Origin of the sequence: Negativicoccus succinicivorans (assembly GCF_018373335.1) — a bacterium.
GTDB lineage: Bacteria > Bacillota > Negativicutes > Veillonellales > Negativicoccaceae > Negativicoccus > Negativicoccus succinicivorans_A.
In genome coordinates this window covers 1-10,696 of the sequence record NZ_JAHAHH010000045.1, presented here as the reverse complement: position 1 = coordinate 10,696, position 10,696 = coordinate 1, and the positions used below count along the sequence as shown (strand labels likewise).

12 protein-coding genes are annotated in these 10,696 nt (G+C 55.5%); 6 read left to right on the top strand and 6 right to left on the bottom strand.

Features of this window, described 5'->3' with window-relative positions:
* The first annotated feature begins 100 nt into the window (after positions 1-100).
* From KH813_RS04510 to KH813_RS04485, 6 genes are all read left to right on the top strand, one after another.
* Positions 101-367, top strand: a complete 267-nt coding sequence (locus KH813_RS04510; RefSeq protein ID WP_303993774.1) for a hypothetical protein — start codon at positions 101-103, stop codon at positions 365-367.
* Complete coding sequence (locus tag KH813_RS04505; protein ID WP_303993772.1) at positions 354-971, top strand: DNA-3-methyladenine glycosylase; 618 nt, start codon at positions 354-356, stop codon at positions 969-971. The genes KH813_RS04510 and KH813_RS04505 overlap by 14 nt, the downstream gene beginning before the upstream one ends.
* Before the next feature lie 92 nt (positions 972-1,063).
* Complete coding sequence (locus KH813_RS04500) at positions 1,064-2,275, top strand: MFS transporter (protein ID WP_303993769.1); 1,212 nt, start codon at positions 1,064-1,066, stop codon at positions 2,273-2,275.
* The gene (locus tag KH813_RS04495) at positions 2,272-3,018 is read left to right on the top strand and encodes a nucleoside phosphorylase (protein ID WP_303993766.1); all 747 of its coding nucleotides are present in this window, start codon (positions 2,272-2,274) and stop codon (positions 3,016-3,018) included. The genes KH813_RS04500 and KH813_RS04495 overlap by 4 nt, the downstream gene beginning before the upstream one ends.
* Positions 3,019-3,147: 129 nt before the next feature.
* A complete protein-coding gene (locus KH813_RS04490; protein ID WP_303993763.1) occupies positions 3,148-4,203 on the top strand; it encodes a zeta toxin family protein in 1,056 nt (351 codons plus the stop codon).
* Positions 4,204-4,263: 60 nt separating this feature from the next.
* Positions 4,264-5,199, top strand: coding sequence for an epoxyqueuosine reductase (locus KH813_RS04485; protein ID WP_303993760.1), 936 nt, complete (start codon positions 4,264-4,266; stop codon positions 5,197-5,199).
* 75 nt (positions 5,200-5,274) lie between these two features.
* Here the strand turns inward: KH813_RS04485 and KH813_RS04480 are convergent, their stop codons facing one another.
* The 6 genes from KH813_RS04480 to KH813_RS04455 all read right to left on the bottom strand — a co-directional run.
* Positions 5,275-5,997 carry a TIGR03915 family putative DNA repair protein gene (locus KH813_RS04480; protein ID WP_303993757.1) on the bottom strand — a complete coding sequence of 241 codons (723 nt, stop codon included), beginning with the start codon at positions 5,995-5,997 and terminating at the stop codon, positions 5,275-5,277.
* On the bottom strand, positions 5,991-7,244 hold the full coding sequence (locus KH813_RS04475; RefSeq protein WP_303993754.1) for a putative DNA modification/repair radical SAM protein: 1,254 nt from the start codon (positions 7,242-7,244) through the stop codon (positions 5,991-5,993). The genes KH813_RS04480 and KH813_RS04475 overlap by 7 nt, the downstream gene beginning before the upstream one ends.
* 139 nt (positions 7,245-7,383) lie before the next feature.
* The gene (locus KH813_RS04470; RefSeq protein WP_303993751.1) at positions 7,384-7,740 is read right to left on the bottom strand and encodes a tRNA-binding protein; all 357 of its coding nucleotides are present in this window, start codon (positions 7,738-7,740) and stop codon (positions 7,384-7,386) included.
* Positions 7,740-8,507, bottom strand: a complete 768-nt coding sequence (locus KH813_RS04465; RefSeq protein WP_024048139.1) for an enoyl-CoA hydratase-related protein — start codon at positions 8,505-8,507, stop codon at positions 7,740-7,742. Before KH813_RS04465 ends, KH813_RS04470 begins: the two co-directional genes overlap by 1 nt.
* Positions 8,508-8,518: 11 nt before the next feature.
* Complete coding sequence (locus tag KH813_RS04460) at positions 8,519-8,845, bottom strand: hypothetical protein (protein WP_303993746.1); 327 nt, start codon at positions 8,843-8,845, stop codon at positions 8,519-8,521.
* Positions 8,846-8,984: 139 nt separating this feature from the next.
* On the bottom strand, positions 8,985-10,696 hold a 1,712-nt coding region (locus tag KH813_RS04455), incomplete at its 5' end, for a copper-translocating P-type ATPase (protein ID WP_303993743.1).

Here is a 10,696-nt window from a genome sequence, read left to right as displayed (position 1 = left end):
CGTAAAAACCATGTCACCAGCGGGTTGAGCACAATGGCGAAAAACAGCGCCAGCAGAAGCTGTAACCGCACTGAAGTTCCGGTTTGACAATCCCGGCGAGATGTTACAGCCCGCCACCCCCTATCCGCTCACGTTGAAGCTGCCGACCAAGGTTTCGCTGATTCATTTGCCGCGCCGCAGCAACATCGGTGACGATACGGTGTACATCGTCACTGCGGACGGTCTGATTGACGCCCGTCACGTCACTACCGCTTATGTTGACGGTGACGATTGGGTCGTCTTGGCAGGTCTTACGGCCGGCGAACGCGTCATCACAAAACCGGCCCCGCATTTAGAAATCGGGATGCATGTCGATGTCCGCGCTTAATTTATTTTGCCGCCCGCGATTTACCGCGGAAGAACTTACGACCGACGCCGTGACAGCGGCGCGGCGTTTGTTGGGCGCTACGCTTTGGCACCGCAGTCCCGAGGGGCTGGTCGGCATCCGACTCACGGAAACGGAAGCTTACGGCGGCACCTATCGTGGCCAACCGGACGATGCGTCGCACGCGTATCGCGGCGAAACGAATCGCAATCGCCCCATGTTCGGTCCCGCCGGTCATATGTATGTGTATCTTGTTTACGGTTTGCATGACTGCGCCAACATCGTCGTTGATGCAGACGGCACGCCGGCCGCCGTGCTCTTGCGCGCGGGTGAAATTATTTACGGCGACGAATTGGTGCGCGCGCGCCGCGCCGGCATCCGTCCGGAGCACTGGGCCGACGGTCCCGGAAAACTGGCGCGCGCATTGGGGATCAGCACCGCGCTTTCCGGCAAAACCGTCTTGTCCGGCAATCTGCAGTTGCGGCACGGCAAAATCGCCAACGATGAAATGATCGTTTGTAATGTCCGCCGCGGCATTGATTATGCGACGTATGGAAAATCATTTCCCTGGCAATTCAAGCTGATCAAAAAACGAAAAAATGACTGACAAAATATCTTCATTTTGTTATAATAAAAATGTTAATGGCGCTGTGGGAGAACGGCGCCGTTTTGTGTGGAATGATTGCTTAGGAGGCATGTATGAGTTATCGAAATCGTATTTTGTGGTCATCTATTTTCGGCCTGGGGCTGGAAAGTATCGACATCATGATGCTGTCATTCACCTTGACATCCATTATGGCGACATTCGGTTTGAGCGGCGCGCAAGGCGGCATGATCTCGACCGTCACTAATATCGGCATGCTGTTGGGCGGAATTACGTTCGGTTTGCTCGCGGACAAATACGGACGCATTAAGATTTTTTCCTATTCGATTCTGCTGTTTTCAATCGCCACCGCGTTAATCGGCTTCGCGCCCAACATTTGGTGGGTAGCGGCTTGCCGCTTCCTCGCCGGTGTAGGCGGCGGCGGTGAATTCGGTGTAGGCATGGCGATGCTCGTGGAAGCGTTTCCGCGCCACGAACGCGGCAAGGCCAATTCCTACGTCACGATCGGCGGCCAAGTAGGCGCCATCATTGCGGCGCTGCTGGCGTACTTCCTGCTGCCTGTCGTCGGTTGGCGCGGTCTTTTCATCTTCGGTATCGTACCGGTTTTTCTGGCGGTTGCGGTTCGCTACCACTTGCCGGAAACGCCCCAATGGCTCGCCGCTAAAGAAGCGGCGGAAGCGCAGGGAAAATCCTTGAACGTTTCTTTATCGGAACTGGTAAAAACGCCGCGCCTCGCGTGGACTACGGTGACGCTCATCATTATGTCGTCCGTGCAGGTCAGCGGTTACTTCGGCTTGATGACTTGGTTGCCTTCGATTTTGCAAAAACAGTTGGGGCTGACGATTTCCGGTTCCGCGCTTTGGACCATCAGCACCATCGTCGGCATGTGTCTGGGCATGCTTTTATTCGGACGTTTCATGGACAGCCTCGGCGCCAAAAAATCGTACGGCATCTTTCTTTTGTGCTCGGCCGTTTCCGTTTTGCTTTACGCTTATGCCAACAGCGGTATCGCCATCTTACTCGGCGGCGCGGTAGTCGGGTTCTTCGCCAACGGCATGAATGCGGGCTACGGCACCTTGATTTCAAGCTTTTATCCGCCCAATATTCGCGCCACCGCCAATAATACGATCTTTAATATCGGACGCGCGATCGGCGGTTTCTCACCAATCGCCATCGGTTATTTATTGCAATACTATACCATTGGATACGCGATGCTCTACTTCACGGCGCTCTATTTAATCTCGTTCGCGGTGATGTTGACTTTGAAACGCGATCCGTCCGTCGTTGACGCGGAGGAAATGTTATGAGTATTCACTTGCAAGGCGTTACGCCCGGCTCTTTAGGCGAGGCGACATTGCTCGTTGGCGATCCCGGCCGCATTCCGCTGGTCACCGATCATTGGCAAAATGTCACCGAACTTTGCCGGAATCGCGAGTTCGTCGTCTGTTCCGGTACATACGAAGACAAATTATTTTCGGTCTGCTCGACCGGTATCGGCCTGGGATCGACGGAGATCGCCGTGATGGAGCTTATCGAAAACGGCGCGCAAGCCTTTGTACGCGTCGGCGGGTGCGGCAGCTGGCGGGAGGATATTCCCGCCGGCGCGCTGCTGTTCAATCACGCTATGATCCGCGACAAATCTCTTTTGCACGCGTACGTCGATGATAATTATCCCGCCGCGGCCGATCCCCTACTATGGCACGCGTTATATCAGGAAGCTTGTCGGCAAAAAAAGCAAGCCTTTTACGGTATCGGCTTTACGGCGGGCACGTACTATCTCGGTCAGGGCCGCTCTGTCCCCTGGTCCGAAAATTCTGCGGAAAGCAAGCTGATGACGGAGCTTAAAGCGCGCGGCGTCATCAACTGCGATATGGAGACCGCGATCATTTATACGCTTGCTTCTCTGTACAATGTCCCCGCCGCCAATTGTTTGGTTTGCCATATAAATCGCGGTGAAAATGTTTTCGTCAGCCAAGAAGACTATCAGAAAATGCACCGCGAAGCGGCCGGTCTTGTCCTGAAGGCGCTCGCAAGCCGTACCCGCGCGTAAATCCGTGCGGCATTTCACTCCTCTCCATACCGAGAGGAGTTTTTATGTGACTTTTTCGTAATTATTTGCTACTATTACTACAGATATGCAGGATTTATATTGACTCGATACAGGAGTGTGATGCATCGGATGCCGTATAGTCAAAAGACCTTACAGCAGCTCGAGAAAGCGGCTGATCAAGTCCCTCCCGGGATTCAGCTGGAAGTCAACGCGGAAATTTTTGTGACGGTTCGCAACATGTTGGTCGCGGACCCGCAAAGCGGTTCGCGTAAGCAGCGCCACATGGAACGGCTGGGAGAATTGATTCACCGCACCGTCGCCGCAATCGCGGAAATCGAAGAACGTCGCGGTTACGGTATTTCCGTCGAAGAACAGGTATCCATGCTGGAAGAAGCGCTGACCATCATGGATGTCTACTTACCGGAAATCTTTTTTGAAGAAATCGCCAAACCGGACATTGATTTTGTCCCGCCCGCGCCGGAATCCACCTATGATCGCGCGCAGGCCGATTTCGTATTCGCCACGCGCGTGTGGCCCATCATCGCAGGCAATAAACCGAAAAATGTGGAGCGTCCGATCGCTTACCTGATCGGCGGGCAACCCGGCTCGGGCAAGTCCCGCATGGCTTCAACGGTCATCGACAACCGCGAGCACCAACTCATCCACGGCGATCCCGATACCTTGTTCGGTTTTCATCCGCATTACCAGGAACTGCAGGAAAAATACGGTCTGTACAGTATTTACATCACGCAGCATTTTGCCGATTACATGGCGGAAAAAGCGTTTCAGCAGACCGTCGCCGAGCGTCGTCACCTGCTGATCGAAAGCAATTGCACCGCTCCGGAAGAAATTTTGGCCAAGCTTAAACTTCTGCAGGATAGCGGCTACTATGTCATTGTCAAATTTCGCGCGACGCCGCGGCTGGAAAGCTGGCAGTCGCTGCAACAACTGTATCAGCAGCAACTTATCAAAGCGCCGGCGCTGGCCCGCATGATGAGTCCCGAGTATCACGACTGGGCTTGCGATAAATTCGTGGAAACCGCGTTGGCCGTACACCATGAACATCGCTATGATCGCCTTGTGGTGAAAAGTGAGAAAGGCCTTTTATACGACAGCGACGACAGCCCGACGGAAAGCGTCGCCGAACTTTTACGCGAGCGTCTGCGCCGCGGCGAAGAAGAATAAATACACCGTGCTGCGTATCGCGGCACGGTTTTTATTTACATGAAAACGGAAAGGAGCTACATGGATAAAAATAAAATTATCATCACGCAGGCGAATCGCCTCGGCCTTACCGAAGTCGGCTTCGTGCGCTTGCCGCTCCCCGAGACGCTTGGCGCAACACTCCACGCGGCCGGCGAACCGTCGCCCTTCACGCCGCCGGATGTGACGACGCGTCTGGATCCTTCCGCCTTACTGCCCGGCGCGCAGAGCGTGATCGTTTGTCTTTTTCCGTATCGCCCTGCGGTAGCCACTGCGGAAAACGCCGCCGAACCTCCCGCGAACTTGCCGGAATACGCGCGGGCGCGTGATTACCATATCATTGTGCAACACTATTTAACGCGCTTACAGGCCCGCCTTCAAGCGCATTTTCCCGACGCCGATTTCTTCCCTTTTGTCGACACGTCGCCGCTTCCGGATCGAGCCTTGGCGTATCTCGCGGGGTTGGGCTTTTTCGGCTGGAACAAGGCGCTCATTAATGATCGCTACGGCACCCACACCATGATCGGGGGACTTGTCACGACGCTTGCACTTGCGCCGAGCGAGCCGCTGCGAAAAACGTGCCTGCAGTGCGGACGTTGTCGCCGCTTTTGCCCCGGTCAGGCGCTGACGCCGGAGCGATTTATTTGGCAACGTTGCAAATCGTACATCACACAGAAAAAAGGCGATCTGACCGCCGCAGAAGCCGCTATCATCGCGAAAAATCATTATATTTTCGGCTGCGACGTCTGTCAGGAGGTCTGCCCGCATAACACCGCGGTCGAGCCGACGCCGCTCCCCGAATTTCAAAACGATCGCATCGCGCGCATCACCGCGGCGGAAATCTCCCGCTACTCGAATCGCACGTTCCAAGCCGCTTACGGCGATCGCGCCTGGGCGTGGCGCGGCAAAAAAATTTTGTTGCGGAACGCGGCGCTATTGGCAGAAAGCTCCGCCCATCGCAACGACGACAATCACTAAAAAGAACCGCCACGAAAAAATGGCGGTTCTTTTTTATTGCGCGGAAAGCGCAGCGGCTTTTTGCGATGAATTTTTTTATAAACGCTCAATCAAATGCGCCCAGTAGCGTTTGGGCATATTGCTTTGGCGCAGTTTCGGATTGGCGCGCTCGGGGATCGCAACAGTTTTATAAAACAGTCGCCAGGCGTCCTGGTACGCGCTTTCCTCCGCCGTTTCGACGACGGACAAGGCCGCGGCAGAAAAATATTCCGTGCGACCGTCCTCGTACAGCGCGGCGCAACCGCGCGGACAATCATGAATGACGAAATGCTCGCCGTTGAGCCGACGGGCAAAATGCGCGGTCAGCAATTCGATGACATCATGCTTGGGCGCAAACGGCGCGTACCAGTAGCCGTCCTGCACCTCATGAAAACGCAGTAAACCCTTCCAACTGTGCGCTTCGCTGTAGACCGCGCGCACGATCCGATCAAACGCGACCGCGTCCCGATCGACGCTCGCCAAAACGCCTTTGCCGTGGCGAATGCATTTTTTGATCGTTCGCGCGGTCACCGTTTCATGGCGCGCTTCGACCGAAAGCAACGCGGCATAGCAACGGCGCAGGAAATCGGCGCCGAACTGGGCGCGCAAATACGTCGCAACGCGCGCCGCTTTCGCCGGATCGGTCGCGACCCGATCATGCGCCACCAGAAAATCCATTTGCGGTGTGAGCGGTTCGATTTCAATCGTTTCCAACGTTCGATAACGCGCGAAAATCACCGTTAAAAATCCCGGATAGGTTCCGTCATAGTGCGTCAGCATGGCGCAAACAAGTCCATCTGCTCATAGCGCGGCGCGCCTTCGAGCAATTTCATGCGCTGCCGTAAGTCGTGGCGCGACCGGATCGCCGCGCCGCGGTATACGCCCGCGACCGTCATGAAGTGGCGCGCCCGCTTGGTGGAAATTTTCAGCGTTCGTAAGTCGTCGTATTTCAACTTGGCGAAACGACGCGCGCGAATAATGCGTTTCGCGCCGGTGATGCCGATCCCCGGGATACGGATCAGCTCCTCCAAATCGGCGCGGTTGATTTCCACCGGAAAACGATCCAAATGACGAATCGCCCAGCACATTTTCGGATCCAACTCCAAGTCAAAAAAAGGCTCTTTGGCCGTTAAAATTTCATCGGCCGTAAAATCATAGTAGCGCATCAAAAAATCCGCCTGATAAATGCGATGCTCGCGCAAAAGCGGCGGTTTCACAATGCCTTCCGTGAAACGCGACGACACCACCGGCACGAAACTCGAATAGTATACCCGCTTCAAGTCAAACGAATGATACAGCGCTTGGGCCCGCTGAATGATCGTGCGATCGTCCTCGCGGCTCGCGCCGACAATCATTTGCGTGCTTTGCCCCGCCGGCGCGAAAAGCGGCGCGTGCCGTGATGTTTTGCGCTCGCTGCGGCTCTCCAGAATATGTTGCCGAATGGTCGCCATCGGTTGAAAGATCTTGGCGAAGCTTTTTTGCGGCGCCAAAAGCGCCAGCGCCGATTCCGTCGGCAGTTCGATATTCACACTCAACCGATCCACCAAGCGTCCCAATTCTTCCACCAGTGCGGGCGATGCTCTGGGAATCGCTTTCATGTGAATATAGCCGTTAAAATTTTCCCGATAGCGCAAAAGGTGCGCGACACGGATCAATTTTTCCATCGTGTGATCGGCATTACCGACAATCCCGCTCGAAAGGAACAGCCCTTCGATATAGTTGCGTTTATAAAAATTCAGCGTGAGTTCGCAGACCTCTTCGGGCGTGAATTCCGCCCGTTCCACATCGTTGCTGCTGCGATTGACGCAATATTCGCAGTTGTAAATGCACTTATTGGTGAGGAGAATTTTCAGCAGCGAAATGCAGCGTCCGTCCTCGCTCCAGCTGTGGCAAATTCCCGACTCGGCGGCATTGCCCACGCCCCCATTGCGATGCGAGCGGCGGGATCCGCTCGAACTGCAGCTGGCGTCGTACTTCGCGGCGTCGGTTAAAATTTTCAGTTTATGTTGCAGCGTGTCAAATTCCATAATTTTACTCCGAACAAATGTTCTTTTTTGTATTATAGCATGGAATGAATACGGCTGCCATTTTGTCGTTCCCTTTTTCTCGGCGGCATGTATTTTTAATTTTGCGCAACAAAAAAAGACGCTCGCGCGTCTTTTTTGTTTAGCCCAATATCATACCGTTATCCGTTTTTTGTTTCGGCACGATGAGAACAACACCCTGCTCCGTATACACGCCGAGTACGAGCACTTCCGACCGCCAACCGGCGATATGCATCGGCGGGAAATTGACCACGCCGAGCACCTGCTCACCGATCAGACCTTCCGGCGTATAAAGATCCGTGATTTGCGCCGATGATTGCTTGATGCCGATCGCGGGTCCGAAATCCACTTTCAGCCGGTACGCGGGCACGCGCGCCCCCTTGAGTGAGCTCGCTTCCACAATCGTCCCCGTGCGAATATCTAATTGAGCGAAAGTGTCAAACGTGACTTCTTCTTTAGGTTGAGCATCTTGCGTCATTATTTTTTCTTTCCGAACGACTGCATGCGTTTCGTTTGGTCCTCGGTCGCGAAACAAATTCCGAAGTATTGCGCTTCCAATTCAATCGCATTACGCTGATCCAAATCCTGTCCCGCCAGCACCGAACGTTTTGTTGCGCGCACCGCGACTTTGGCGTTCTTTTGAATACGTTTCGCCGTCGCCAGCGCCGTTTCCAGCAAGTCTTTTTGCGGTACTACGCGATTGACCAAACCGATCCGCAACGCTTCCTGCGCGTCAATGAAATCGGCGGTATATAAAAGTTCTTTCGCCATCGCGGGACCGACCGCGCGCGTCAAGCGTTGGCTCGCGCCGAACCCGGCGCAAATGCCCCACTTTACTTCCGGCTGACCGAATTGCGCGTTTTCGCTCGCGTACCGAAAATCGCAGGCGAGAGAAAGTTCACAACCGCCGCCCAACGCGTAACCGTTTACCGCGGCGATAACCGGCTGCGGCGCGTCTTCGAGTTGCTGCGTGACCGCTTGACCGAAACGGCCCCAATCGCGACCGGAGAGCGTATCCATGGCCGCCATTTCTTTAATATCCGCGCCCGCTACGAATGCCTTTTCACCGGCGCCGGTCAAAATAATGACATCCACGGTTTCATCGTGTGCCACTTCGGCGAAAAGTGCGTGCAATTCTTTCATCGTCGCCATATTGAGCGCATTCAACGCTTTGGGGCGATCAATGGTAATGATGGCGATGCCGTCACGATTTTCCCAATGCACATTTTCATACTTCGCAGTCATTTTCTCTCCTCCTACTGTCGGTTTAAAAATTCTTCCGTGTTTTTCGCGCGCAAATCGCTCATGCGCGTAATCAAATCTTCATCGCCGGCGCCGGCCGTGAGCAAGTCCGCCAACGCCGCGCCGTCTTGGATCGTCACCGTCCATAAAAATTCACCGTCGTCAGCGTACAATGTCCAATACAACTCTTCGGCGAATGTTTCCGGTGCGCGTCCTTCCGAGTCGGTAATCACCGCGTACCGGCCGTCGGCAAAATCCTGCACCAAAAGCACTTCGTCTTCCGCTTCCGTTTCGATGACCCCGAGTTCCGCGAGTCGCTCTCGTACTTCCGTATCGTTCATAAGCGTTCCTCCTTGTCACTATTGTACACCATTTTAAAAAAATCCCCCGTAACGGGGGATTTCATTTTTTGTAAAATAGCGATGCGCCTTGATCTTGTAAGGTGCGTGACCACGCTAAAATGCATCGGCATGGACCGCTTCACCGCAATGACACGTATTGCAAACGTAACGCGTTGAGCACAACGGACACGGAGCTGAGCGCCATCGCGGCGCCCGCGAGGAGCGGTGAAAGGTAACCGAGTGCGGCCAGCGGGATACCGATCATGTTGTAGATCAGCGCCCAGAAAAGATTTTGACGAATATTTTTCAGCGTCGCTTGCGCCAGCGTGACGGAGCGAGCCACGTCACGCACGCGACTGCGGAGTAAAACGATATCTGCGGCATCAATCGCGACCGCGGTGCCGGAGCCGATCGCGATGCCCAAATCCGCCGTCGCCAACGCCGGCGCGTCATTGATGCCGTCGCCGACCATCGCGACCAATCGGCCCGCGCCTTTGCGCGCGGCGACATGGTCCGCTTTTTCAATCGGTTTTACTTCCGCCGTCACGGTGTCGATCCCGAGACTTCGCGCGATCGCCGCGGCGGTGGGACGATTGTCGCCGCTTAAAAGTTCCGTTTCGATGCCCTGCGCATGCAAATCGCGAATGGCCTCTGCCGCGTCCTCACGCAACGCATCTGCGACTGCGATCATCCCAAGCACTTCCGCTTCGCGACGCACGGCGAGCACCGTGCGGCCCTGCGCCTCCCAGGCGGCGGCCGTCGGGTCGCCGGACGCGGCGCGACCGATTGTATACGTCGCGCCCTCGTATTGACCGCTCATTCCCTTACCGACGGTTTCCGTCAAATCCGTAAAGCGACGCGCCGGAATCGCGCGCGCTTGACCCTCGGCCATAATCGCTCCGGCCAAACGGTGACCGGAACCGCTTTCCAAACCTTGCGCCAACGCGAGCAGTTCCTTTTCCGTCATCGCTCCTTGCGGCGCCAGCGCCACTACTTCCGGTTCTCCTTTGGTGAGTGTACCGGTTTTATCAAAAATAATATGGGTAAGTTTACCGGCGGCTTCTAAATCAGCGGCGCTCTTAAAAAGAATGCCCGAGCGCGCACCGACCCCGGAGCCGACCATAATCGATGTCGGTGTCGCGAGTCCCAAGGCACACGGGCAAGCGATGACAAGCACCGCCACGGTACGCAGCAGCGCGGTTTCCAGCGTGGCGCCCCAAAAAGCGTAGTAAATGATGCCCGTCAGCGCCGCGATCGAAATCACCGCGGGCACGAACCGAGCGGAGACAATATCTGCCAGTCGCTGAATGGGCGCTTTGGATTCCTGCGCCGCCGCCACGACGCGAATGATTTGAGAAAGGACCGTATCGGCGCCGACTGCTTGCGCCGTCATCGTAAACGGCGTCGCTCCGTTTACCGTGCCGCCGGTCACCGTATCGCCGACCGTTTTTTCTACCGGCATGCTTTCACCGGTCAACATCGCTTCGTTCACTTCCGGCGCGCCTTCGCTGACTTGACCGTCCACCGGAACTTGCTCACCCGCTTTGACCCAAAGCGTCATGCCGACCGTCACGTCATGCGCGTCAATGGTTATGATTTCTTCCCCTTCTTTGCGATGAGCCCGCGCGGGTGCCGCGGCAAGCAATGTTTCCAGCGCTCGTCCGGTGCGACGTTTCGCGGCCGCTTCCAAGTATTTACCGAGTAAAATAAAGGTAATCAGCCACGCGGACGTTTCAAAATATAAATGCCCGACGCCGCCAAAAAGTTCATACAGCGAGTAAAGATACGCCGTCGTCGTTCCCAAGACCACGAGCACGTCCATATTGAGCGAGCCGCCGCGCAATGCGCCCC

What these genes read in the sequence shown, in the direction of transcription:
- KH813_RS04510 (WP_303993774.1), top strand. Translation starts at nt 101, where the DNA reads ATGTTACAGCCCGCCACCCCCTATCCGCTCACGTTGAAGCTGCCGACC.
- KH813_RS04505 (WP_303993772.1), top strand. Translation starts at nt 354, where the DNA reads ATGTCCGCGCTTAATTTATTTTGCCGCCCGCGATTTACCGCGGAAGAA.
- KH813_RS04500 (WP_303993769.1), top strand. Translation starts at nt 1,064, where the DNA reads ATGAGTTATCGAAATCGTATTTTGTGGTCATCTATTTTCGGCCTGGGG.
- KH813_RS04495 (WP_303993766.1), top strand. Translation starts at nt 2,272, where the DNA reads ATGAGTATTCACTTGCAAGGCGTTACGCCCGGCTCTTTAGGCGAGGCG.
- KH813_RS04490 (WP_303993763.1), top strand. Translation starts at nt 3,148, where the DNA reads ATGCCGTATAGTCAAAAGACCTTACAGCAGCTCGAGAAAGCGGCTGAT.
- KH813_RS04485 (WP_303993760.1), top strand. Translation starts at nt 4,264, where the DNA reads ATGGATAAAAATAAAATTATCATCACGCAGGCGAATCGCCTCGGCCTT.
- KH813_RS04480 (WP_303993757.1), bottom strand. Translation starts at nt 5,997, where the DNA reads ATGCTGACGCACTATGACGGAACCTATCCGGGATTTTTAACGGTGATT.
- KH813_RS04475 (WP_303993754.1), bottom strand. Translation starts at nt 7,244, where the DNA reads ATGGAATTTGACACGCTGCAACATAAACTGAAAATTTTAACCGACGCC.
- KH813_RS04470 (WP_303993751.1), bottom strand. Translation starts at nt 7,740, where the DNA reads ATGACGCAAGATGCTCAACCTAAAGAAGAAGTCACGTTTGACACTTTC.
- KH813_RS04465 (WP_024048139.1), bottom strand. Translation starts at nt 8,507, where the DNA reads ATGACTGCGAAGTATGAAAATGTGCATTGGGAAAATCGTGACGGCATC.
- KH813_RS04460 (WP_303993746.1), bottom strand. Translation starts at nt 8,845, where the DNA reads ATGAACGATACGGAAGTACGAGAGCGACTCGCGGAACTCGGGGTCATC.